We start from the raw sequence: 22,997 nt of genomic DNA on the forward strand, positions 1-22,997 counted from the left end.
CCTTGAAACATGCTGAAACGTTCAAGGGATGATAATGGCAACGCGAACGGTGCGTCGAGCCGCGCCGACTCGCTCGCCGACGCAACCAGCGGTCTTCTAACGGGCGCAAAAGTAGGGCGAATGCGAGGTGGAGTACAGATGTACTCCATAGCGTTAGCGATCTAGATATTGACTCTGTCCGGCAAAGTCGATGAAGCGCTGGCTGGCCAGCGACAGGTACTCACCCGACCGCCAGCACAGCCGGAAACTCATCTGCTGGGCAGGCTCGAACGGCACACCGACGATACCTGGCGTTCGTAATTGCACGGAGCGCAGCAATGTGGCCACGCCCATGTTGTCCAGTGCAGCCTGGACCACCAACGAAACGAAATTGCTCTGCAATGCCACTTGGTAGGTAATGCCGTGTTCGGCAAAGAAGGCGTCGAGCAACTGGCGCTGCACGAATGTACGGTCGAACACCACCATGTCGGTGCTGCGCAGGTCTTCGGCAGTCAGGCTTGCCTTGCCGGCGTAGGGGTGATCCGGGTGCATGCAGGCCAGCATCTCGTCGCTGCCCAACAGGATCGATTCCTTATCCGCGGGCACGCGGCGGGACTCGAGCAGCGCCAGGTCGATTTCTCGTTGCTCTAGGCGCTGGCCAATGTCTTCGGCGCTGCCCTCGAACACGGTCATGGCGATGCCGGGATAAAGCCTGCGAAAGGCGTTCATCAACCCGGGCACATAGTGCAGGCCGAACATGGGCGGGATCCCCAGCCGCACTTCGCCGCGCTTGAGGTCGGCCATGTCACGCAGTGCCTGGCGGGCCACGTCCATCTCCCGCAAGGCTGATGCGATGCGGGGCAGAAATTGCTCGCCTTCCACGGTCAGTACCACCTTGCGCGTGGTGCGGTTGAACAAACTGACGCCCAGTTCTTCTTCAAGGCGGGTCACGGCCATGCTCAGCGCAGGCTGGGCGATATGCAGGTGCTGAGCGGCCTTGGTGAAGCTGCCTTGGCGGACGATTTCGACGCAACAACGCAGCGCCTTGAGATTCATTTAGGGCATTCCAGAATTGATAACGTTTTGTGATGCTCAGCATCATAACAATATATTTACTATTATTAACGCCAAGGCCTACGATGCGCGGCACTGAGACATCCTGCAACATCTCCGTCACGCAGCCAGCTGGCTGCATCCTCCCTGGACCTTGAGGTAGTACATTAAATGGCCAAGGCCGCCGATGTCGTTGTGCAATGCCTGGAAAACGAAGGTGTCGAGTATGTGTTCGGCATTCCCGGTGAAGAAAACCTCGACCTGCTCGAATCCCTGCGCAAGTCGAAGATCAAGCTGGTACTGACCCGCCATGAACAGTCTGCAGGCTTCATGGCTGCCACCTACGGTCGCCTGACCGGCAAGACCGGCGTCAGCCTCTCCACCCTGGGCCCTGGCGCCACCAACCTGGTCACCGCCAGCGCCTATGCCTACCTGGGCGGCATGCCGATGATGATGATCACCGGGCAGAAGCCGATCAAGAAGTCCAAGCAGGGCCGTTTCCAGATCATCGACGTGTGCGGCATGATGGACCCCATCACCAAGTACACCCACCAGTTCGCCTCGGCCGACAACATCCCGGCCCGCATGCGCGAAGCCTTCCGCCTGGCCGAGGAAGAAAAGCCGGGTGCCGTGCACCTGGAACTGCCTGAAGACATCGCCGCCGAGCAGACCGACGCCCTGCCTATTCCGCGCAGCCTGCACCGTCGTCCGCTGGCCGAGCACGTGGCCATCGAAGCGGCGGTGGAAAAACTGCAAAAGGCTCGCAGCCCGATTCTGGTGATCGGTGCCGGTGCCAACCGCAAGATGACGGCCAAGGTGCTCAAGCAGCTGATCGACAAGACCGGCATCCCGTTCATCACCACCCAGATGGGCAAGGGCGTGGTCGACGAGCGTCACCCGCGCTTCCTGGGCAACGCGGCGTTGTCGTCCGGTGATTTCGTGCACCGTGCGATCGAAGCGGCCGACCTGATCATCAACATCGGCCACGACGTGATCGAGAAGCCGCCGTTCTTCATGGTCCGTGGCGGCACCGAAGTCATCCACATCAGCTTCCGCTCCGCCGAAGTCGATGCCGTGTACTTCCCTCAGGTGGAAGTGATCGGCGACATCGCCAACGCCGTGTGGCAGATCAGCGAACAACTGACCGACACCGCGCACTGGGACTTCACCCGCCTGATGGCCATTCGTGAAGCCAACGAGGCGCAGATTGCCGAAGGCGGCGACGACGACCGCTTCCCGGTCTATCCACAGCGCCTGGTGGCCGATATCCGCCGTGTACTGCCTTCCGAGGGCATCGTGGCCCTGGACAACGGCATCTACAAGATCTGGTTTGCCCGCAACTACAAGGCGCACAAGCCCAACACCGTGCTGCTGGACAACGCCCTGGCGACCATGGGTGCCGGCTTGCCGTCGGCCATGGCCTCGCACCTGGTCTATCCGGACCGCCCGGTGATTTCGGTGTGCGGCGACGGCGGCTTCATGATGAACAGCCAGGAACTGGAAACCGCAGTGCGCCTGGGCATGCACATCACCGTGGTGATTCTGCGTGACGATGGCTACGGCATGATCCGCTGGAAGCAGGCCAACATGGGCTTCACCGACTTCGGCCTGGACTATGGCAACCCAGACTTCGTCAAGTACGCCGAAGCCTACGGCGCCACCGGCCACCGTGTCGAAAGCGCTGAGGGCCTGTTGCCACTGCTGGAGCACTGCATCACTACCCCAGGCGTTCATGTGATCGACTGCCCGGTCGACTACAGCGAAAACGACCGCATTCTCAACAGCGAGCTGCGTGAGCGAGCGCTGGCGATCTGAAGCGTACCCACACGCTGTGGCTGATCGCTGAGTCGTTCATCCTGTTGCATCGACCAGATGCAACAGGCGGTGAAGATGTAATCTCCCGCTGTATGCGGCGGCCGCAATGGCCGCCGTGCTTTGAGCGTCTTCAGTCCTGGGGTTCAAGCAGGCCACGAAGGCTCATCACGATGGTACTCATGTCATAGGGTTTGCGCGTGACCGGAATGTGCTTCAAGTGCGCGGGAATACTGATGCCATCGCCATAACCGGTTGCGAACAGGAAAGGGATGCGCCGACGTACCAATGCCTCGGCCACGGCAATGGACGTACCTCTTCCCAGGTTCACATCGAGAATGGCGGCGTCGGGTGAGTGCCGCTCCAATATCTGCAAGGCTTCCTGTTCGGAACTGGCCGTGATGACGTGCTCGATTTGGGCATCGTTGAGTATTTGCTCGAGGCCGATGGCAATGACCAACTGATCCTCCAGAATCATCACGCTCAGGCCAGGTCGTGCGGCGAATGCCTCTGTCGAATCGATCAGGGGCGAGGCAGCAGCAGGCGCAGGCTCGGATTCCGCGACCGCCAGGTGCCGGGCTGGCAGCGTGAACAAGCCCTGAACCCCTTCAGGGTAGTATTCCACGCTACTGGTACCGCCCAGATCGAACGGGATGCTGCGCTCGATGAGGACCGACCCGAAACCTCGACGCCTGGGCACCTGCACCGGCGGGCCACCGCTTTCCTGCCAGATAATGGCGCAGGCGCCCGCAGCGTCGATTGCCCAGCTGACGCACAGCCGCCCCCCTGGGCATGACAGCGCACCGTACTTGGCGGCATTGGTCGCCAGTTCGTGCAGCACCAGGGCCATTACCGAGTAGGCCCTGGCATCGAGAATTACGTTGGGGCCTTGCATAACGATGTCGGCAATCGCCGTGCGATAAGGCGACAACTCGGCATCGAGCAACATCGCCAGGCGCCCACCACCGTCACCCCGCACGACCTGGTCGTGGGCCAGCGACAGGGCCTGGATGCGGCCTTGCAGGGTGTTCACGTAACCCTTGAGCGTCTGGCCCTCGGCCGTGGGATGGGCGACCAGTGCACCAATCAGTGACAGGATATTCTTGACCCTGTGGTTGAGCTCCTCATTGAGTACTCGCTGGCGAACCTCGGCCTTGGAGCGCTCGCTGGCCAGCAGTTCGCTGTTGTGCAGCAACACCTCGACGATGGCAGTCCGAATGGCGTCTCCGAACTGCCGATCCTGCTCCGACCAGGGCGCAGATTGCTGGTGCACGGTCTGTTTCCATATGGAAAAACTCGTGCGCGGCGTCAGCCGGTCGCCCATCGCGCCACTGGTATAGGTCTTGTTGGGGTCGCCCGCCCAGTCGAGGGTCTGCACCACTTCCTTGCGAAAGAACATGATGTAGTCCTGCGGGCGCTGCGAAATGGGGATGAGCAGCACGCCCGATACGTCGCTGAAGTAGGCCTGGGCCGCCGGATGGGCCTGGGACAGGCTATTCGATGCCCATGTTCTGGCCTCGGCCACGCTCTCGGCAAAGCGCAACAATTCAGGCACGCAGGTTCGGGGCGGAACGCTACCGGCACTCGACCAACGCCCTTGCAGCGAGATGCCGATGCCATCGCACGGGATCAGCGACATCAGCCTTGGCAGCCGGTCTTCGAAGAAGCTGTGCATGTCGGCGGCATGGTTGGCATCGCGCAGCATGAGGTCGAGCGTGTCGTGCACCTGCACGGCCGCTTCGAGTTGTTGCCGGCTGCGCAATGTTTCGATGTGCAGGGCAAAGAACTCGCCGAACATCTCGGCCGCCACTCGCCGGCCCATGGTCAGGTTGCGCGGTGAATAGTGGTGGCAGGCAATCAACCCCCACAGCGCGCCATTGACAATGATCGAGATGGACATGGTGGCACCCACGCCCATGTTCTGCAGGTATTCGCAGTGGATTGGGGAGACGCTGCGCAGGTGCGCATAGGACAGGTCCAATGGCTCGCCCGAAGGGTCCAGCACAGGCTCCAGGGCAACTGCCTCGAACTGCACGTCCGGGATGACCCGGATCGGGTTGCGCAGGTACAAGGCGCGTGCCTGCTGCGGGATGTCCGAAGCGGGAAAATACTGCCCCAGGAAGCTCTCCAGCGTACTGCGCTTGGCCTCGGCAATCACTTTGCCGGCGCCATCGGTGCCCAGTTGGTAGATCATCACCCGGTCGTAGCCCAGTACTGCACGGACAAACCGTGCGGCATCGCGGAACAGGCGGTCGGTCTGGTCGATTTCACGCAACTGCGCGATCAATGTGCGGGCGAGCTCGATGGGTTCCGCAACGTTTTGGCCGGCAGGCTCGAATTCCAGGATGGTGCTGCCCTTGAAGCGGTGCGCCGATACATCCACACGCCTGCCATCGGGCAGGGCGACTGCAAAGCTCAACGCCGGGCGCGAGCCTTCGCGTACCCGGGCCAGGGCATTGCGCAAGGTATGGGCGAGCTCCCCGCCAATCACGTCATCGAGTTTAAGGCCATTGAGTGGCAGCGCCGCCCCCAGTAACTGCGGCGCATTGACCGAGTGGCGCAAGATCACGGTTGCGGTGGCGTCGCAGGCCAGCAAGCAGCCATGGGGCTGGATGCTGCCAGGAATCTGAATGGGTTCGCGGTCGCAATTACTCAGGTTTACCTGTGGGTCGAGGGTCATTAGCCATGCCTGTAGATGATGTAGAGGCTGCCTGCGCGGCCGCCGCCGTCAGCCTAGCAGTACACCCGCGTACGGCAAAGCCGGTGAGTGCCCCGGATAGCAGTTTTGTGGGTGCCGGTCGTCTGCACCAGGTGCCCGCCCTTGTGCATGACAGGCTTCGGTGGTTTCATGCGCCCCATGATTGTGAAGGTAAACGCGCATGAGTCGTCCGCTTTTCATCGCTATGGATGGCCCCAAGGGCACTGGCAAGACCACGCTGCTCGAAGCACTGACCCAGGCGTTGCGAGCCCAGGGCAACAAGGTGGTCAGGCTGTGTGAGCGCAACAATGATCCACAGCGCGCGCAGACCATGGCGTTGGTCAATCAGCTGGCTAGGCAGCCTTCGCCAGCACTTGAGTGGCAGGTCTGCGAACAACTGGCCGAAAGTCGCGCCTGGATCACCCGGCACGTACTGCCGCGTCAACCTGGCGACAGCATTGTTCTGATCGACCGTTGGTACCCCTCGGACGCAGCGTTTCGCCGAACCGTGCCGTTCGATCAGGTTTTGCGGTTGAACATCGAACACGGCGTGCAGGTGCCTGACCTGAACATTGCGCTGCTCACCACAGCGCAAACGTCCTGGGCGAGGGCGGCGGCACGCCGCCGGGGCCTGGGCAGCACGGTGATGCATACCTTGCAGGAGCAGATCGCAAGCACCCAGGCGTTCAGCCGTGCTGCAAACAAGCACGGCTGGCTGCTCTGTCAGAATGACGGCACCGTGACGGCTGCAGTCGACCAGTTGATGGAGTCCATCACGCCGCTGTTGCACGCCTGAACGCGACCCTCGAGCCGCCGTGCTCAGAAGCCTTCCAACACAATCTTGCCCTTGGCCTTGCCGCTCTCGATGACCGCGTGCGCCCGTTTCAGGTTGCTCGCATTGATCGTCCCGAAGTGTTCACCCAACGTTGTCTTGAGCACACCGCTGTCGACCATCTCGCTGATACGACTGAGCAGTTGGTGCTGCTTGATCATGTCGGGCGTCTGATAGAGCGAGCGGGTGAACATCAGCTCCCAGTGCAGCGACAAGGATTTGCGCTTGAGTGGGACCACATCCAGCTGCGCCGGGTCATCGATCAAGGCAAGCTGCCCTTGCGGGCGCAGGACCTCGATCAGTTGCTCAAGGTAGGTGTCGGTATGGGTCAGGCTGATGACGTGATCGACCGCTTCAACACCGTGTGCGCTGAGCTGGGTGGCCAGCGGGGACGAGTGGTCGATGACCAGGTGTGCGCCCAGGTCCTTCACCCAGGCTTGGGTGTGGGCCCTGGATGCGGTAGCGATCACGGTCAACCCGGTCAATTGGCGAGCCAATTGCACCAGGATTGAACCCACCCCACCGGCAGCGCCGATGATCAGCAGGTGCTGACCCTGACCGCCGTTTTCTTCGAGGCGCAAGCGGTCGAACAGCAGCTCCCACGCCGTGATGGACGTCAGTGGCAGCGCGGCGGCGCTGGCAGCATCCAGGCTGGACGGCTTGCGCCCGACGATGCGCTCGTCTACCAGATGGAATTCGCTGTAGCAGCCGGGGCGGTCGATGGCGCCGGCGTAGAACACCTCATCCCCTGGCTGGAACAGCGTCACCTGCTCGCCCACCTCGCGGACAATACCGACCGCATCCCAGCCCAGCACTTGTGGCTGGTCACCGCCACGGCTGGCGCGAATCTTGGTATCGACCGGGTTGACTGCGATGGCCTTGACTTCGACCAGCAGGTCTCGCGCACCGGGGGACGGTTTGGGCAGGTCTGCATCATAGAGCGATTGAGGGTCTTGCAGCGGCAAGCCGGGCTGCGAGTAAACGACAGATTTCATGGGGCAGGGCCTTGAGTGAAAAGGTACCTGCCTAGGCTATTCCTATCGTTTGTGAAGAAAAACAGGCTTAGAGGATTAATACTTTCTTTTCAGGAGTGAAAACGGGAGGGTAGTCGATGCGCGAAGATTCAAACCTGAGGCCTGCATTGGCTCTAAGTTGTGAGGGGCCCGGCCTGACGGCGACGGGCTGCGAAGCAGCCCTGAAGCGGTGCATGGCACAACGCTTGCCGTAGGGGGGGGCAGGTCGTGCGACCTGCGCGGTCAGAAATCGACCGACGCACTTAGAGACAGCGTACGTGGCGCACCGAGTACCAGATAGTTCGAGCCTGGATACCCACCAGCGGAAGCCCAATAGTCACGACCGGCCACGTTGTCCAGACGCGCACGCAGGGTGACATCCTTCTCGTCGACCTTGAAGCCGTAGCGGGCCCCCAGGTCCAGCCGCGTCCATGAAGGGATCTCGAGGTTATTGGCATTGTTGATGTACTGACGGCCGCTGTAGACCACTCGGCTGGTCAGGGTCAGGCCGTTCACACCTGGCACGTCCCATTCGCCACCGATGTTGGCCTGGGTCTTGGGCACGCCGATGGCCTGGTTGCCGTCGTCCTGACCGTTCTGGGTCTTGGTGAGCTCAGCATCGAGGAGGGTGACGCCGCCGAGCAGACGCACGCCGGGCGTCGGCTCGCCAAACACCGACAACTCGATCCCGCGGTTGCGTTGTTCGCCGCCTTCTTTGAAGACCTGGTCCTCGACGATGCCGACCGGCTTGCGCGTCTCGAACACCGCCAGGCTGCCACCGAGGCCTCCACCGTCATACTTCACGCCCACTTCGGTCTGTTTGGCCACGTAGGGCGCCAGGGAGGCGCCGGCATTGAGCACCGGCGCTCTGGAGCCGTCAGGCAGGGTAGTGGTGGCGCCGGCGGTATCGCCCTTGGTCAAGCCCTCGATGTAGTTGGCGTATACCGAGAACTGCTCGTTGATTTGATACACCGCGCCGGCAACCGGCGTGGTTTCATAGCGTTTGTACTTGGATGTCTTGTCGCCGGAATTGTAGTCGTAACCTGTCACGTCCAGCCCTTGCCGACGAGCCCCCAGAGTGATCAGCAACTGATCATTGAAGAACCCTAGAGTGTCAGCGATGGCCAGGCTTTGGGTACGGGTTCTCGCGGTCACATGTGGGTCGGACATGTCGCCACTGAAACTGGTGTTGTCGGGCTTGGCGACATACACCGGGTCATAGAGATCGTTGGCAAAACCACCGAAATTACCCGCCCAGGCATTGCGGTCCTTGTTGTCGAACATCGAGCCGGACAGCACCCACTGATGCGACACCGGACCTGTTTGCAGGGTGTAGCGCATGCCCACCTCACCGGTGGCCACGGTCTCTTCCCGGTAATTGTCGAAGCGCGTCGAACGGGTCACGCCGTTGGCGTCGGAGGAGGGGTTGGCCAGCACGTTCTTCTCTTCCCCCTTGCGCATGCCGATGGCAGCCCAGGTGGTGAGTGCATCGGAGAGGTCATACTCGGCACGGAAGGTGCCGAATGTTTGCTTCTCCTTGGAGTACGTCCAGGGCTGGCCGTAGTTTTTGTCGGCATCCGGCGGGCTGGGTACGCGGCCTGTAGGGGTGACGCTGGGCAGCGGATTATCGATGAAATGGTACTGGTGGCCGATGTCGGCCGAAAGCCGCAGGCGCTCGCCTTGGTAGTCCAGGCCCAGGGCGAACATGTCCAGGGAGCGGTCCTGGTCCTGTACCGCCGTCTCCCCGTCGCGCTTGGCCACGTTCACGCGAACGCCAAAACGGTCTTGCTCCCCAAAGCGCCGCGCCACGTCGGCCGAAACGGTACCGAAGCCCCGGTTTTCAACGCCAGCGGTCAGCCGGGTGAGGGGCTCGTTCGGGGCGCGCTTGGGCAGGATGTTGATGGCGCCGCCGATGCCGGTGCCGCCGGGGGCAGCGCCGTTGAGGAAGGCGTTGGCCCCGCGGAATACCTCGACCCGCTCGATGAACTCCGCCGCCACATATTGACGCGGCAGCAGGCCATAGAGGCCGTTGTAGGCGATGTCATCGGAATACAGCGGGAAGCCGCGCATGACATAGAGTTCCTGGAAGTTGCCGAAGCCACGGGCGACTCTGACGGAAGGATCGTTCTGCAGAATGTCCGCGATGCTGTGCGCCTGCTGGTCCTGGATCAGTTGATTGGTATAGGAGGTGGATGTGAAGGGCGTCTCCATGTAGTCCTTGTTGCCCAGGATGCCAACGCGCCCACCGCGGGCTACCTGACCCCCTTCATATTCGGGTACCAAGCCATCCCTGGAGGCGTCGGCGCTGGCCGAGACTGCGGTTTCTTCAAGCTCCAGAACCGTACCGGTGGCGCCGGCCGCATTCACGGGCTGTGCGACCGGCACCGGGATTTCCAGTGTGTTCTGGGCAAGTGTGAGCGGTGACGCCACGCTTGCGACCAACCCCAGGGGCAACCAGACGACAGTGTGCAACGCAGGCTTGCGGGCAAAATTTGGGACGGGCATGTGAGAACCTGATGAAGGAATTGGGACGACAGGAAATGGCCTTGCAGCAAGGTGCAGAATTATAGCGAGTGGGAATCGTTATCGCTAAGCTTTTGTTTGCATCGCCGGGCCCAAGTTGTAACTCGATGGTTGCTTACGGATCTCGTGGGTGCCGGCCACTAGCGGGTGCGGGTGGTCATCAGGGCGAGTGACCAACTGCGATGGCCACAGCGCGGGCAGGCAATGACGTCATGAAGTTGATGCTGTACCGGCAGACCACAACTGACGCAGCAATACAAACCTGCTGCAGGTGGGGCGTCGTATTCCAGGCGGTGTTCAGGTGGCAGCACTGACAGTCCCGGCTGAGTGTCTTCGGCTTCGTAGAAGTAGAGGCTCAGTTCGCCGTCGGTCTCAAGCAAACCCAACCGCACCTGGCCCAGGTGCTCAACCCCTTGCTGGCGCAACTCCATGAACAACTCGTTGGAGGATATGTTCAGGTTGCGCAATGAGTGAATTTCGTACTGCCCGTCCTTGACGACAGTGATCGGGAGGCCGTCGATCCAGGCTTCGCACGTCTTACTCCGGCGCATCAGGTAGATCGTACCGCGATACAGGAGCAGTAGCGTGACGAACACCACGGCCACCGGCAGCAATGGCACATCTTCGTAGAAGGTCACATCGCCGGCGGCCGAACCCAAGGTGAGGATAACGACCAGTTCGAAGCGCGAAAGCTGCTTGATGCCACGCCTGCCGCTGAACTTCAGAAACAGAAACACGGCGAGAAAGGCCGCAACCACGCGCATCATCACTTCCATCAGAAACGTGACAGGCAAGTCACCCAGCAGCATCCTTTGCAGATCGAATGACTCCATCAAGCGCCCCTCATCTCCACCTTGTGATCAATTGACCTGAGGGTAATAGCCACGGTTCAGCGTGGGCGTCGCCATGGGCCGAGCAAGGGAGGGTGGCATTTACAGGAGGGGGATTTTCGAGCGGGCAAAAGAAAGCCCGCTGCTAGTCGGGCTTAAGTCTTTCTCATGGGGATGAGTTGATAATCCACTTGGCAACGTGAAAATTCGGTGAAATAAAAGTCCCCATTCTGTGGAGCGTTGAATTAGGCGAAAAAGGTGATGAACGGTCAGATTATGAAGTGGCTTTCAAGACGGTCGCGCTGGGCCATTCCAGACTCTGGACCAACGCCCGCAATCGCTGCTTGTCCTCTTCCAATGATAATGCCTCCTCGGCCCGCTTGAGCAACAAATCCACATGCGCGATGCATGCTTGGCCAAAACGATCAGGCGCGATGCGGGCCAGGCTCGCCAGGGCCTTTACCAAGCGGATGTCCACTTCCAGCAAGCCGGCACCGTCCCGTGCAATCAGGGTGAAGAAGTCATCGAACATGTCGTCGACCGTCAAACCGCGCACATGCACGTTCTGAAACTGGCCATCGGTCGTTGTATCCGGCGCTTGCCGTGCCCATGTGGAAAAGCAGCGTACCCCACGGCCTATAACGTCGATGACCGTGCCAGAGTCATTGGTGGCGGGAGACAATGCGCGGGATGCAATCTCTGCCAGCACCGAGAGCCCGAAGCGCGGGTCCTGGCCATAGGTGCGCCGTGCACCGAGGGTCACTGCAGCCAGAATCTCAGCTTCAAGTTCTGCGGTATTGCCTGCCTGAACGCTGCACACGGCGCGCCCCAGCACCGTACCGTGATGCACGAAGCTACCCGGCAGCACTTCCAGGTAGATCACGGCATTGTACTTGTCGGCTGCGTGGGCGAGGGCGCTGACATCGACGTGTTGTACATAACCGATGTCATCGCAGGGAATCGGCACTGCGTCCGGGTCAACCTGCGTAGCATCCGTGTAGGGTTGTGCCCCCAGGTAAGGCCACTGCGCACGGCGCTTGAGCGCTGCAAGAGCCGCGTCCTCCACGCGGTCGATGGTTTCCCCGACGCGGCCAAGTTTGGACAAGTGATCAATCCAGCGCAGCAGGGTGTACACGATCAGTACAATCATCACCAAGGTCACTGCAAACAACACTACACGGCCCTGAGCGCCATAAATGCCCGTACTCAGGGCGATGATGCCCACCAGGCTGAACAGAAAAGAGCCAATAAACGTCGCCAGGGCGTTCTGAGTCGTGGCGTCCTCCATTACCAGGCTGGTCGCGCGAGGTGTCACGCCACTGCTGGCGGCGCTGTAGGCCGATACCATGGTGCTGAGCGAAAACGTGGTCACCGCCAGCATGCTGGAGGCAATGATGCCCAGGATCTTGTCGACCGAGTCCGCCCCGACTTTCGCCGGCAACGATGCCGGCACCATGTCGCGCAAGGCAATGGCCAGCAGCGCGGTGAGTACACCGATCAGGGAAAACAGGCTGGCGCGAAACCATAGCCTTTTCGTCGTTTGCGCAAGTGCCCAACGCCAGCGAGCGATCATGGTGGTCAATCTTCCTCAGTAGGTAGGCCGCGTGCAGGATGAAGCACTGCGGCATCGCCACGATTGAGTTCAAGTGGGTGCAGATAGTTTCGCGACCCGTGTTCGGGTTTTGCAAACGAGACGGAACGACGGCAGCGCTGCGGTATCCTTATACAAGGCGCTAGATTTGTATAAGTGCGAGCGCTCGACGTTATCCATCAAGCCCGATGCAGGCAGCGCCTGCCGGATGGAGTATTAGCCATGAACCTAGAGCAACTGAAGCAACTGGCCACTGCCGGCACCGTCAACGAACTCGAACTGCTGTCGCTCGAAGGCGGTTTTTACGTACTGCGTGCGTTGACGGCCGACGGTCCGCAGACGTTCAGCGATGCCCAGGGGCAGGCGGTGCGCCTGCGGTCGATGACGGAGCTGCGCGAGCTACTGGCCGATGTGCCGCCTGTGCCATGCATGCTGGTGCAGCATGTGGTGCATGACGAGATGTGCGGCCAGCGCGATGGTCCCCTGGCGCCGCTGCGCGTCCCCGTGACCCTGGCAGAGCAGTGGTAGCTCAGTCGGTGCAAACGATAGACCAGAGCCGCCTGCAAGCCTGGCAAGCCCTGTCGCAGTTCTTTCTGGACACCGAACTGACAGAGTCGAGCCTGGCGTGGGTGGCTAGGGCCGTGGCCCAGAGCCCCTACACGCTTGATCAATTGCACAGCATCCTGTGGCATGAACTATACCCGGCATTGCATTGGAACCTCAGGTCCGTGGCCGGTGAGTGGGCAGGCTGGACGGATGAGTTCTTGACCGAGCACGTTAAGGTGCGGCCGTTCGAGCCGGCAGTTGCGCGCTGCGGGGCGGTGGGTGATGAGATCGCACAGTGCTGGGAACGGACGGTAGCAAAGCTTTCCGTACAGGGGCTAGGCCGCGCCGAGTAACCGCAGCAACTGGGCGTGCTCCCAAGTGCTCATCAACGCAACCGGGTCGGTGCCGTAGTGGTGATGGGTGTTTAACGCGTAAACACGGCCGTCGGGGCTGAAACAGCTGATGAGGTGATCTAACGCGCCGGCTTCATTGCGCAAGGTGAGTATCCAGCCGTCTGCTTGCACGGTCATGGATCCACAGGCTATTTCTGTCCAGCTTGGTTCGCTTACGCGCTGTAAGTTCCGGATCCCGAGGGCGATATCGCGCAATATCTGGTAGACCTCACGAGTTGCCAGGGAAGGTGTTGTCACGCTGATGGTCCGTACTCGATTGGGTTGCAAGTCAGTTAGCCCATGGCACTTGAGCCAGCCATTAGGCTCAGAGACTACAACACCCATTATGTGCGCGTGGCCGTTTTTTGATAGCCTCCTATCGTTCTGGAGGAATTGTATGACAGCCGATAGCCGATCAAAACTTGCCGCCCGCTATGGTACCGAAGAGGTATCGCCGCTCACCCAATGCAATGCAGTGATCGAGCAGTTGCTCGACCATCGCAGCATAGGCAGACGGTACTTGGATGGCGGCTGCCGCTTGGTCTGCCCACGCTGCAGTTTGTCAACCGAAGGTACTAGGCTCTGTCTGAAATCCCAAGAAACTGAAATGTGGCCCCGGAACAGCCCGGGTTCGGTACAGTCGCCGACCATCAACGGAAAGGAATTCTGTGATGGCAAAGCGTTATGAGCTCTCTGATGAAGCGTGGGAGGTGGTCGCCGACCTCTTTACGGCAGTCCACGTCAGGGGCAGGCCCCGCAGCAGTGATCGCTTGATGCTCGATGGTGTTCTCTGGGTGCTCTGCTCAGGAGCAGCCTGGCGAGATATGCCCGAGCGTTTCGGGTCTTGGGCGACTGTCTATCACCGCTTCCGAGTCTGGCGAAACCGCGGAACGTTCGATCAGATGCTCAGACGATTGCACCTCAGACTCAATGACAAAGGCTTGATTGATCCCCACACCTGGATGATCGATTCGACCGCTGTTAGAGCAACCCGTGCTTCATCTGGAGCGCGGAAAAAAGGGGGCCTGACGAGCCTGCCGATCACGCTCTAGGCCGAAGTCGTGGCGGCCTGAGAACCAAAATCCACATGCTCTGCGACGCCAGCGGGATACCGTTGCGCTTTCTCCTCTCTGGCGGTCAAGCCAGTGACATCAGCTACGCCCAACCACTGCTGAACGAGGTCAGCATTCCATCGAGCCGACGTGGCCGCCCGCGCAAGCGCTGTAAGTGGCTACTTGCCGACAAGGGCTACGACGCCGAAGCGCTACGCCGCTACTGCGACCAATATCGAATGCAGCCCGTCATCCCGTTGCGCTCGATGAAGCGCAAGCCCAAGCCTGGCTTACCCAGACTGTTCGACCGGCCCAAATACCGACAGCGCAACATCATTGAACGCATGTTTGGCTGGTTGAAAGAGAACCGCCGGATCGTCACGCGCTTCGACAAGCTCGCAAAAAGTTACGCCGCGATGGTTTCGCTGGCTTGTGTCCTGCGGTGTATGCGACGGCTTTTTTCAGACAGAGCCTCGTGCTGGGGCAGGGAAATGCGCTCCGCCAGAGGCTGGCTTGGCTGGGCTTCGCAGATACCTGTCACCGCTGCCGCAATATGGCTGAGGCATTAGTCGGGCTCGCATGTGCCTTGGCTACCAATGCCCCGGTGAGCAAGGCCGACCTCTGGCAAGAGGTTCATGCGGCAATCCGCGTTCTGCGTGACCTTGGGCTATTCCAAATAGCACGTGGTTTTCTGCCAACACTAAAAAAGCTAGCGGGCGATCTAGGGCTCGATGCGGAGAACGATCCTCGAATCGTAGCAATTGAAATGAGCCTTCGGCTAATGGAGGTCGGCAGCAGCCAGAATGACGAAATCGCAGCGATTGTGAGTGGGTTGTCTAACGGTTGTGAACGCGCCATGACTGACCGAAGCTTACTACTCCCGTTGGTAGTCATGTTGGGGCAGGCGGTTCAGAAAGCCAAAGCAGCAGCTGTACAGGTAGACGAAAGCACTCTCGACCTGCTGAAGGCCGGGCTCGCGTTATTAGGACGGCAGGCTTCTCAATTGGTGGAAACTGTCTCATCTGACGCGCCATCTGCGGCGGACGTTACCGCAATGTTCAATCAAGTGCAGCGAGCGCTCTATGCAGCAGATGCCGCCGGTGATTTTGACATTGTTGGAGTGGCGGCTCGTCGACTATTGAACGACCAAGTTGGACGACCTGCCTCTGCGGAGGACAAAGCGCTAGCCGTCGAGCTTCTCGCGGATCACGCTGTTGCATTGCCAGCGCACCCGCCTGCTATGGAAGTTGGTTGGCCAGCCCACTATGCGAAGTCGCTTAACAGCGCGGGCCTAGATGTGGTTTTTCTGGGGCTGGACAGTGCCGGCGAGCTGGTCGTAACCCACGCTTCCAACGGACACGTTCAGTTCATTGAGCAACCTCGGCATGACCGTTCCTTCCGTTTGCGGATGCTAGCGTGGCTGGAGGACTATCCGCGCCAATATGGCTATGTTGATGCGGCGGATGGAGACAACGAGTTCTTTATCACGATGGAGCGGTTAGATGTGCGGCTTCCTGCCCCCGCATCGCTTTTGGTGATAGCAGAACCGATGTTGCAGCAATTGACCGTGAACCTCGGGCTAGTGACGCCTGAGGATGAGGGATTCCCATATTTCTTGGGCACTACGACAGCGGTAGGGATAACGCCTTCGCTTACCTGGCTCTCAATGGCTAGGACCAGTATGCGCAGCGGCAAAAGAGCTTGGATCTCTTCTCAAGAAGGCCCTGAGGCAAATGGTACGCTGGGCAAGGCGCTTGAAAGACTTGGTGGCACCTTCGAAGACTTCGGATTCACCGTCGACACTGGGCGGCGACTTCCACCTGACTTGTCTGATGCTGGGCTTGCAGTGGTTACGGCGCATGGCGGGCTGACTGCAGAGGGACGGTACATCCATAGTATTCGGGATGAAGATAGCCTCTTCGAGGCGCCTATAGCACTCGCCGCTGCACTTGCAGGGGTTGAGGTGGTGATTCTTTTCGTATGCAGCGGAGGCCGAATTGACAAACACCCTTGGGGAAATACAACTGTAGGTCTGCCCAAGCTACTTTTGGACAAAGGGTGCAGAGTGGTTATCGCTTCGCCTTGGCCGCTGGACGTAAAAGTGACCTACAACTGGCTTGAGCCATTCCTTCGAGAGTGGGAAGCAGGCTCGACAGTTCTCCATGCGACAAAAAGGGCCAACGAGGAGGTCGCCCGTAGGCTCGGAGAGCGTCCGCAATATTCGCTTGGAATGACTGCATATGGAGATGTTTTGCTTACTAAATGAACGACTAGGCGGGGTCTAGGTATGGCGTTATCGCCTAGTGGGGGGAGTCTGGCTGGCACTGGCTTGAGGTGAATGGCAGCTTCTGGCCGTTTGCTGCCCTCCACGAACGTACGCTTTGGGTCGATAGCGGCCTGTCACGTACGGCAGCTTTCGACCCATAGCGGTCGTTCGGAAAGGGCAGCAATTGGCCTAAAGCAGACGGTACGCGATAGGAGCGAGGTGCCGTCTCCGAAGTATTACCTCTCCAGGCCGAGTCACTACGTCATCAAGCCCTAGCCGCAGGTTTGAGTCGGAAGCTGACGCCCATACGGTTGAACGCATTCATTGCGGCAATCGCCGCTGTCAGGTCAACAAGATCCTTTTGTGCAAACATCGCCGATGCGGCTGCATAAGCTTCGTCGGATACCTGTGTCTCGCTTACCCTGGTGACTTCTTCCGCCCAAGCCAGTGCTGAGCGCTCCTGATCCGCAAACAAATATTGCGCTTCATGCCATACCGGTACTAACAGCACCTTGTCCACTGACATACCTGCTTTGATCAGATCGCGTGAGTGAAGATCAATGCAATGAGCGCAGCCATTGATTTGAGACACTCTGAGAAACACGAGGTGGATCAACGAGGCTGGCAAATTTGTCGCGGTGGTCACGAAATGATGCAGGCCGCCGAGGGCCTTAGCTGCACCAGGCGAAGCTTCAAACCAATTGAGACGATTCATGATTTCTTTTCCTTTGTATGAGCGATGAAGAGCGTGGCCGCTTGTTGGCATGCGGCCCAGTTGAGATGCAAATCTAAACGCTTGGAATAGATGTCGGCCCTGAAGCGGACTTTAGACTTGATCCACTCGACAGCTATGCCTAACAAAGTACGCCTGCACATCACCGTACCCTGTTGCCCTTCCAGTATTCAGTGACTCCACTCCCTTGGCGGTACCCTCAACGGTGAAGTAATGCACCTGAGTGAGACCGATGGTGGCAAGGACGGCGGACAGGTAGGGGCGCAGAAAGTCCGGCTGACGGGCCTGTGGGCCGCTGATGTAGCCCCCGCTAGCGATTGCGACGTAAACCGGACGATCCTTCAGATTTCCGACTTTGCCTTTGGCGGTGACCACGAACGTTTTGCCCACGCGTACCACGTGGTCGATCCACATCTTGAGTGGAGCGGGAACGCTGTAGTTGTGCATCGGCGTGGCAATCAGCAGTACGTCGCAGGCTTGCAGTTGGTCGATCAATTCGTTGGAACGGCTCAACGTACTGTCCCGCCCACTTGCCGTGACTACGCGCTGATTCGCTAATGCCTGGGCGTAAGGGGCATCGACTGGGGCCACGGTGTTGAGGTCTAAATCGGTCAACTGGATACCCCTTCTGCCGGCCTCGGTGGCAAAGGCGAACAGGATCTGCTGGGACAGCTTCAGACTTTCCGAAGCCTCTGCATTGGGGCTGGCGACCAGGCGAAGAATGCGCAAAGGAGCAAGTGGCTGTTGTGACGATGTCATGAGGTTCGCCTCCTTGGATGTGCGTGCGGGTTATGGCGTATCGAACTGTTTCTGAAAGCGCAGTGCACCCGTCAACAGGCCTTCACGGAAGTAGAAACGTTGCGCGCGGGCGTTGGCCAAACCCGTGTCGAGCACAAGGCGTGCACAACCGCTGGCGCGCGCCAGTCGTTCCAAGGCTTGCAATAAGCGCGATCCCCACTGGCCACCCCGCTGAGCCTCGGCGGTTACAAGGTCATCGACATACAGGAATGCGCCGTAGACCAGGTTTTCCTGAAAGCGGTAACCAGCCAGTGCTACAAGAACGCCTGCGTCATAAGCGCCGATCAAGCGATAGCCTTCAAGGCGCATACGCTCGATGCGGCTGACGAAGTCGGCTTCGCTCATCAGATGAGGGCGCAATTGCTGCATTACCGGGAATGCGCTGCACAGGTCATGGGTGCTGTCCAAGGGACGCAGGGCGGTGTCGGCCAGGTCGAGCACGCTGGGTATGAAGTTGTGCAAAGGGAATTTCATGGTAGTTGCCCTCATCAGTAGGTGATGGCGCTATATTGGACTACCATTGACCCACTTGATTGAGCCAAGAAATGGGATATGAACTAGGCCATGATGACCTCCCCCAAGCCGCCTTTTGCTCCCTTGGAAGAGCAGTCCGCCTTGCCCCTGTATCGTCAACTGTACGACCGCGTGCTGGCTGCCGTTGCCGCTGGCACGTTGTCACCCGGTGACCGCTTGCCGTCGGCGCGCGCCATGGCTAAGGATCTGGGGGTGGCACGTGGCACCGTCGAACTGGCCTATTCGCTGATGGCCAGCGAAGGGTACCTCCTGGCGCTCGGGCAGAAAGGCACCGTAATCAATCCTGAACTGCAGAAGCCTGTGTCAGCGGCTACCGTATTGCCAGTCAGCAGCCAAGTGATCGAAGACGCGCCTGATTCGCTCTGGCGTCCACCGCAGCTGTTGCCGTTCCAGATGGGGGTGCCGGCGCTGGATGCATTTCCGCGCAAGATATGGGCGCGTCTCGGTGCTCGGTATCTCCGTGGGATGCGTCTGGGAGATCTGGACTATCCAGCACCCCACGGCCTGGCAGCGTTGCGCAGCGCCATTGCTTCGTATCTGCAGGTGTCCCGAGGTATCGATTGCGGTGCCCATCAGGTGTTTATCACCAGCGGTTGGCGCAATAGCCTGTCCTTAGTCGCACATACCCTGTTGCAGCCAGGCGAGTGCGCCTGGGTGGAAGACCCGGGCTATCCCACTACGCGCCAGGTGCTTCGCCAGTTCGGCCTGGACCTGGAAGCGGTGCCGGTTGATGCAGAAGGCATGAACGTAGAACACGCCATCGCGGGTTCTCGGGCTGCTCAGGTTGTCATGGTGACACCAGGGCATCAGAGCCCGCTGTCGATGGCACTGTCACTGCCACGCCGCCAACTGCTACTCGATTGGGCTGCCCGCACCGGTGGCTGGATTGTCGAGGACGATTACGACGGCGAGTACCGCTACGTCAGCCGTCCACTTCCAGCGCTGGCCAGCTTGGATCGCCATGGGCGCGTGCTGTATGCCGGCACCTTCAGCAAGGTGCTGTTTCCCGGTATTCGCCTGGCTTATCTGGTGGTGCCGCAGGCGCAGGTGGCAGCGTTCGAGCGCGTCGGACGGGCCTTGTTTGCTGCCGGGTCACCGTCAATTACCCAGGCTTTGGTGGCGGAGTTCGTTGCCGAGGGACACTTCGCTCGGCATATCCAACGCATGCGCCGCCTCTACAACGAGCGACGGGCATTGACCATCGAAGCACTGGAGCGGAGTTTGCCGAAGGGTATGCAGGTGGAACGCTCGCCAGGCGGTATGCACCTGGTACTGCGTTTACCGGAGGACGTAAGCGACATCGCCCTGGCCGAGCAGGTGCTGGCGAGGGGCATGTCGGTACAAGCGTTGTCGCGCTGGGCTGCCTCATCGCAGCGTCAGTCAGGTCTGCTCCTGAGTTTTACCAACTGCGCCACGACTGCTCCAGGCGAGCAGCTTGGCGCGTTGATCAGCAAGTTACTCAGTTGAGGTTGGCCTTGTTCAGGCCGAAGAGTTCATCGGACGAGCCCGGGATCGCCTGGAAAGCCACATTGAGGCGATTCCAGCCATTGATGGCGACGATTAGGAACGACAAATCCGACAGCTCCTGCTCGGAAAACTGCTCACGCGCCCTCGCATACAGGCTGTTGGAGATACCATGAGGCGGCAGTTGGGTCAGGGCTTCAGTCCACTCCAGCGCCGCCCGCTCTGCTGGCGAAAACAGCTGTGACTCACGCCAGACGGCCACGTGGTGAAGACGCAGCTCGCGCTCGCCATGGATCTTGGCCTCTTTCACATGCATATCCACGCAGAACGAACAGCCGTTGAGCTGCGAAGCGCGCAACATGATCAGGTGGGCAAGATCGGCCAGTAGCGGCTTCTTGCTCAGTTGCAGGGTGAGCTCCACCAGTTTGTTGGACGCTTGGGGAGACAGTTTGAAGTAATCAAGGCGGTTGTTCATGGGGTAGTTGCTCGTAGTGGGTGGATGGTTGTTGGAGCCCACTGTAGCAACGCTTGGAATAGCCCCACAGGGCCAAGATGGTAGCTTCGAACTAGGCCATATCTGTATCGAAGTGCGCCATGATCACCTATCGAGCGATAGGGTCGAAGGGGGGCAATAGGCCGTTTATTGGCCTCCGCGAATGGCCGCCATGGGTCGAAAACGGTCATCCTCGAAGGATGTCGTCAGTAAGGTCAATGCTCCCCTGCATGCAGGTTACTCATGGGCCACTTGCATGCGGTATCACCTAGGCTCTGTCTGAAAAAAGCCGTCGCATACACCACAGGACACAAGCCAGCGAAACCATCGCGGCGTAACTTTTTGCGAGCTTGTCGAAGCGCGTGACGATCCGGCGGTTCTCTTTCAACCAGCCAAACATGCGTTCGATGATGTTGCGCTGTCGGTATTTGGGCCGGTCGAACAGTCTGGGTAAGCCAGGCTTGGGCTTGCGCTTCATCGAGCGCAACGGGATGACGGGCTGCATTCGATATTGGTCGCAGTAGCGGCGTAGCGCTTCGGCGTCGTAGCCCTTGTCGGCAAGTAGCCACTTACAGCGCTTGCGCGGACGGCCACGTCGGCTCGATGGAATGCTGACCTCGTCCAGCAGTGGTTGTGCGTAGCTGATGTCACTGGCTTGACCGCCAGAGAGGAGAAAGCGCAACGGTATCCCGTTGGCATCGCAGAGCATGTGGATTTTGGTTGTCAGGCCGCCACGACTTCGGCCTAGAGCGTGATCGGCAGGCTCGTCAGGCCCCCTTTTTTCCGCGCTCCAGATGAAGCACGGGTTGCTCTAACAGCGGTCGAATCGATCATCCAGGTGTGGAGATCGATCAAGCCTTTGTCATTGAGTCTGAGGTGCAATCGTCTGAGCATCTGATCGAACGTTCCGCGGTTTCGCCAGACTCGGAAGCGGTAATAGACAGTCGCCCAAGACCCGAAACGCTCGGGCATATCTCGCCAGGCTGCTCCTGAGCAGAGCACCCAGAGAACACCATCGAGCATCAAGCGATCACTGCTGCGGGGCCTGCCCCTGACGTGGACTGCCGTAAAGAGGTCGGCGACCACCTCCCATGCTTCATCAGAGAGCTCATAACGCTTTGCCATCACAGAATTCCTTTCCGTTGATGGTCGGCGACTGTACCGAACCCAGGCTGTTCCGCGGCCACATTTCAGTTTCTTGGGATTTCAGACAGAGCCTAGTCCGATTACAAGAGTGGCAATCTACCATCATGCCTGAATCACCGGAATGAGAGCGTATGGTGAGCGGTGGCCTCATCAGTAATCTGCTCCCGGCGCAGTCATCTAGGCTTCGCAATACATGACGGATACCCTGTACGCACATACAGCGTTAGTTTTGCCAGCGTACAGAACGGCTTCCAAAGACGCCTTGGAGGAGGGCGCTCGTATCAGCACAAAATCTTTATAAATGCCTGGAGCGTCCGGAATCATTGGGCTTCAGGGCATCGAAGGCTTCGAGCTATGACTACGGAGTGCTTCTGCTGAAGGAGGGGAGCCTTTTTACGGTGTGAATCTCTTATCTGTATGGATATACAGCTTTATTCTGGTGTCTGACGTTTTACAGGCGGCAATTTTCTGTTACTGCCCGGCCCGATGACCCCGCTTACCATCTCTCGAATGTGAAAACGATGTATGCGAAAACAATAATCGAAGGCTTAGTTCAAGGGAGCTTGTGTGAAGGAACAACAGCTGCGCGCAGTATTCGCGAAAAGGAACAGTCACGATGGCTAGCCGACAATTGTCCCCTGACATCGTGTCCCTCATTCACCATGTTGAGCTGAATAGGTCAGGATGGTGGAAAAAAGGCGTCTTCACGGGCGGTACATGGGACGGTATCAAGCTCTTTATGGGCTGGAACTGAAGTGAGATCGCGCCTTTAGGGTTCTGTTTTCACAGTGCTTTCCAGGTTATTGATCAGTCGGGCTAAACAAGTACCTTATCTCCCTCAGAACACTTGCTCCTGAGAGCGCTTCACGAGTCTCTGTTTCTCTCGCATCGTCTCGAGTATCGGGCATGCGACTTTATAGTGCCTTGGGGTGAATTCCGGCCGTTGGCACTGCTTGGCCAGAAAGTCGATGCCGAGGCGCCAGGCTTGGAATGCTTCCAGTGCGGGTTCTAGGGTACCGAGCCGTGCGCGGACGTCGTTGATCGTGGCGGTGACCGTAAACACGCTAAGGCCACTAAGCACGCAACGTGGTCGGATCACCGGCTGCGGCTGCCTGCAGGCGTTCTGATCTGGCAGCCTGGCCCAGGCTGCATAGACGAGATGCCAGAGCTCGGCCGTGGAGTGCCAGCGCATGGATGTAAATTGTAGACGCCGAAGGATGTTGACGGATGCGGAATCAGATT

At 59.4% G+C, this 22,997-nt stretch carries 18 protein-coding genes and 1 pseudogene; 7 read left to right on the forward strand and 12 right to left on the reverse strand.

The features are described from left to right. Nucleotides 1-153: 153 nt before the first annotated feature. A complete protein-coding gene (locus B2J77_RS10690; RefSeq protein WP_058604991.1) occupies nucleotides 154-1,035 on the reverse strand; it encodes a LysR family transcriptional regulator in 882 nt (293 codons plus the stop codon). Between the two features lie 168 nt (nucleotides 1,036-1,203). Between B2J77_RS10690 and B2J77_RS10695 the strand changes: the two genes are divergently transcribed. Beyond that, nucleotides 1,204-2,847, forward strand: a complete 1,644-nt coding sequence (locus tag B2J77_RS10695) for an acetolactate synthase large subunit (RefSeq protein ID WP_058604990.1) — start codon at nucleotides 1,204-1,206, stop codon at nucleotides 2,845-2,847. A gap of 130 nt (nucleotides 2,848-2,977) precedes the next feature. On the opposite strand, the gene B2J77_RS10700 is transcribed toward B2J77_RS10695, so the two are convergent. Next, entirely contained in the window at nucleotides 2,978-5,524 is a 2,547-nt protein-coding gene (locus tag B2J77_RS10700) for an HWE histidine kinase domain-containing protein (RefSeq protein ID WP_078478606.1), read from the reverse strand. 199 nt (nucleotides 5,525-5,723) lie between these two features. On the opposite strand from B2J77_RS10700, the gene B2J77_RS10705 reads away from it, so the two are divergent. Next, nucleotides 5,724-6,338: a thymidylate kinase gene (locus tag B2J77_RS10705; RefSeq protein WP_078478607.1), complete on the forward strand. Its 615-nt coding sequence runs from the start codon at nucleotides 5,724-5,726 to the stop codon at nucleotides 6,336-6,338. Between the two features lie 23 nt (nucleotides 6,339-6,361). On the opposite strand, the gene B2J77_RS10710 is transcribed toward B2J77_RS10705, so the two are convergent. The 4 genes from B2J77_RS10710 to B2J77_RS10725 form a co-directional block, all read right to left on the reverse strand. After that, on the reverse strand, nucleotides 6,362-7,369 hold the full coding sequence (locus tag B2J77_RS10710; RefSeq protein ID WP_078478608.1) for a zinc-binding alcohol dehydrogenase family protein: 1,008 nt from the start codon (nucleotides 7,367-7,369) through the stop codon (nucleotides 6,362-6,364). Between the two features lie 261 nt (nucleotides 7,370-7,630). Continuing rightward, nucleotides 7,631-9,892, reverse strand: a complete 2,262-nt coding sequence (locus B2J77_RS10715) for a TonB-dependent receptor (RefSeq protein WP_078478609.1) — start codon at nucleotides 9,890-9,892, stop codon at nucleotides 7,631-7,633. Nucleotides 9,893-10,050: 158 nt separating this feature from the next. Next, on the reverse strand, nucleotides 10,051-10,743 hold the full coding sequence (locus B2J77_RS10720; protein ID WP_078478610.1) for a DUF421 domain-containing protein: 693 nt from the start codon (nucleotides 10,741-10,743) through the stop codon (nucleotides 10,051-10,053). 271 nt (nucleotides 10,744-11,014) lie between these two features. Continuing rightward, entirely contained in the window at nucleotides 11,015-12,313 is a 1,299-nt protein-coding gene (locus tag B2J77_RS10725; protein ID WP_078478611.1) for a DUF2254 domain-containing protein, read from the reverse strand. A 240-nt stretch (nucleotides 12,314-12,553) separates the two neighbouring features. Here B2J77_RS10725 and B2J77_RS10730 point away from each other — a divergent pair, with 240 nt between their 5' ends. Together B2J77_RS10730 and B2J77_RS10735 are read left to right on the forward strand one after the other, a co-directional pair. Beyond that, nucleotides 12,554-12,859, forward strand: coding sequence for a DUF6482 family protein (locus B2J77_RS10730; RefSeq protein ID WP_058604983.1), 306 nt, complete (start codon nucleotides 12,554-12,556; stop codon nucleotides 12,857-12,859). An 8-nt stretch (nucleotides 12,860-12,867) separates the two neighbouring features. Further along, nucleotides 12,868-13,230: a hypothetical protein gene (locus tag B2J77_RS10735; protein ID WP_078479421.1), complete on the forward strand. Its 363-nt coding sequence runs from the start codon at nucleotides 12,868-12,870 to the stop codon at nucleotides 13,228-13,230. On the opposite strand, the gene B2J77_RS10740 is transcribed toward B2J77_RS10735, so the two are convergent. Beyond that, on the reverse strand, nucleotides 13,213-13,527 hold the full coding sequence (locus B2J77_RS10740; protein WP_058637775.1) for a hypothetical protein: 315 nt from the start codon (nucleotides 13,525-13,527) through the stop codon (nucleotides 13,213-13,215). The two genes, B2J77_RS10735 and B2J77_RS10740, sit on opposite strands and share 18 nt — an antisense overlap. Before the next feature lie 413 nt (nucleotides 13,528-13,940). Here B2J77_RS10740 and B2J77_RS10745 point away from each other — a divergent pair. Then, nucleotides 13,941-14,785: pseudogene (locus B2J77_RS10745) on the forward strand (IS5 family transposase); the annotation flags it as partial. A gap of 89 nt (nucleotides 14,786-14,874) precedes the next feature. Further along, nucleotides 14,875-16,587, forward strand: coding sequence for a CHAT domain-containing protein (locus B2J77_RS10750; RefSeq protein WP_228385140.1), 1,713 nt, complete (start codon nucleotides 14,875-14,877; stop codon nucleotides 16,585-16,587). A gap of 265 nt (nucleotides 16,588-16,852) precedes the next feature. Here the strand turns inward: B2J77_RS10750 and B2J77_RS10755 are convergent, their stop codons facing one another. From B2J77_RS10755 to B2J77_RS10765, 3 genes are all read right to left on the reverse strand, one after another. Then, on the reverse strand, nucleotides 16,853-17,302 hold the full coding sequence (locus B2J77_RS10755) for a carboxymuconolactone decarboxylase family protein (RefSeq protein WP_058639948.1): 450 nt from the start codon (nucleotides 17,300-17,302) through the stop codon (nucleotides 16,853-16,855). A gap of 111 nt (nucleotides 17,303-17,413) precedes the next feature. Further along, nucleotides 17,414-18,079, reverse strand: coding sequence for an FMN-dependent NADH-azoreductase (locus B2J77_RS10760; RefSeq protein ID WP_078478612.1), 666 nt, complete (start codon nucleotides 18,077-18,079; stop codon nucleotides 17,414-17,416). A 30-nt stretch (nucleotides 18,080-18,109) separates the two neighbouring features. After that, nucleotides 18,110-18,592, reverse strand: coding sequence for a GNAT family N-acetyltransferase (locus B2J77_RS10765; RefSeq protein ID WP_058639946.1), 483 nt, complete (start codon nucleotides 18,590-18,592; stop codon nucleotides 18,110-18,112). Nucleotides 18,593-18,682: 90 nt separating this feature from the next. Here B2J77_RS10765 and B2J77_RS10770 point away from each other — a divergent pair, with 90 nt between their 5' ends. Continuing rightward, entirely contained in the window at nucleotides 18,683-20,119 is a 1,437-nt protein-coding gene (locus B2J77_RS10770) for a PLP-dependent aminotransferase family protein (RefSeq protein WP_058639945.1), read from the forward strand. On the opposite strand, the gene B2J77_RS10775 is transcribed toward B2J77_RS10770, so the two are convergent. Both B2J77_RS10775 and B2J77_RS10780 read right to left on the reverse strand, forming a co-directional pair. After that, nucleotides 20,112-20,591: a carboxymuconolactone decarboxylase family protein gene (locus B2J77_RS10775; protein ID WP_058639944.1), complete on the reverse strand. Its 480-nt coding sequence runs from the start codon at nucleotides 20,589-20,591 to the stop codon at nucleotides 20,112-20,114. The genes B2J77_RS10770 and B2J77_RS10775 overlap by 8 nt on opposite strands. A gap of 286 nt (nucleotides 20,592-20,877) precedes the next feature. Continuing rightward, nucleotides 20,878-21,734 (reverse strand): IS5 family transposase gene (locus tag B2J77_RS10780; RefSeq protein ID WP_194286081.1). Its coding sequence is split into 2 segments (ribosomal slippage): nucleotides 20,878-21,386 and nucleotides 21,386-21,734, totalling 858 coding nucleotides; the frame shifts between segments, so codons are not numbered across the junction. Between the last annotated feature and the right edge of the window lie 1,263 nt (nucleotides 21,735-22,997).

Origin of the sequence: Pseudomonas parafulva (assembly GCF_002021815.1) — a bacterium.
GTDB classification, from domain to species: domain Bacteria; phylum Pseudomonadota; class Gammaproteobacteria; order Pseudomonadales; family Pseudomonadaceae; genus Aquipseudomonas; species Aquipseudomonas parafulva_B.

What these genes read in the sequence shown, in the direction of transcription:
- B2J77_RS10720 (WP_078478610.1), bottom strand. Translation starts at nt 10,743, where the DNA reads ATGGAGTCATTCGATCTGCAAAGGATGCTGCTGGGTGACTTGCCTGTC.
- B2J77_RS10715 (WP_078478609.1), bottom strand. Translation starts at nt 9,892, where the DNA reads ATGCCCGTCCCAAATTTTGCCCGCAAGCCTGCGTTGCACACTGTCGTC.
- B2J77_RS10775 (WP_058639944.1), bottom strand. Translation starts at nt 20,591, where the DNA reads ATGAACAACCGCCTTGATTACTTCAAACTGTCTCCCCAAGCGTCCAAC.
- B2J77_RS10690 (WP_058604991.1), bottom strand. Translation starts at nt 1,035, where the DNA reads ATGAATCTCAAGGCGCTGCGTTGTTGCGTCGAAATCGTCCGCCAAGGC.
- B2J77_RS10725 (WP_078478611.1), bottom strand. Translation starts at nt 12,313, where the DNA reads ATGATCGCTCGCTGGCGTTGGGCACTTGCGCAAACGACGAAAAGGCTA.
- B2J77_RS10700 (WP_078478606.1), bottom strand. Translation starts at nt 5,524, where the DNA reads ATGACCCTCGACCCACAGGTAAACCTGAGTAATTGCGACCGCGAACCC.
- B2J77_RS10710 (WP_078478608.1), bottom strand. Translation starts at nt 7,369, where the DNA reads ATGAAATCTGTCGTTTACTCGCAGCCCGGCTTGCCGCTGCAAGACCCT.
- B2J77_RS10770 (WP_058639945.1), top strand. Translation starts at nt 18,683, where the DNA reads ATGATGACCTCCCCCAAGCCGCCTTTTGCTCCCTTGGAAGAGCAGTCC.
- B2J77_RS10750 (WP_228385140.1), top strand. Translation starts at nt 14,875, where the DNA reads ATGGCTGAGGCATTAGTCGGGCTCGCATGTGCCTTGGCTACCAATGCC.
- B2J77_RS10755 (WP_058639948.1), bottom strand. Translation starts at nt 17,302, where the DNA reads ATGAATCGTCTCAATTGGTTTGAAGCTTCGCCTGGTGCAGCTAAGGCC.
- B2J77_RS10705 (WP_078478607.1), top strand. Translation starts at nt 5,724, where the DNA reads ATGAGTCGTCCGCTTTTCATCGCTATGGATGGCCCCAAGGGCACTGGC.
- B2J77_RS10760 (WP_078478612.1), bottom strand. Translation starts at nt 18,079, where the DNA reads ATGACATCGTCACAACAGCCACTTGCTCCTTTGCGCATTCTTCGCCTG.
- B2J77_RS10695 (WP_058604990.1), top strand. Translation starts at nt 1,204, where the DNA reads ATGGCCAAGGCCGCCGATGTCGTTGTGCAATGCCTGGAAAACGAAGGT.
- B2J77_RS10765 (WP_058639946.1), bottom strand. Translation starts at nt 18,592, where the DNA reads ATGAAATTCCCTTTGCACAACTTCATACCCAGCGTGCTCGACCTGGCC.
- B2J77_RS10730 (WP_058604983.1), top strand. Translation starts at nt 12,554, where the DNA reads ATGAACCTAGAGCAACTGAAGCAACTGGCCACTGCCGGCACCGTCAAC.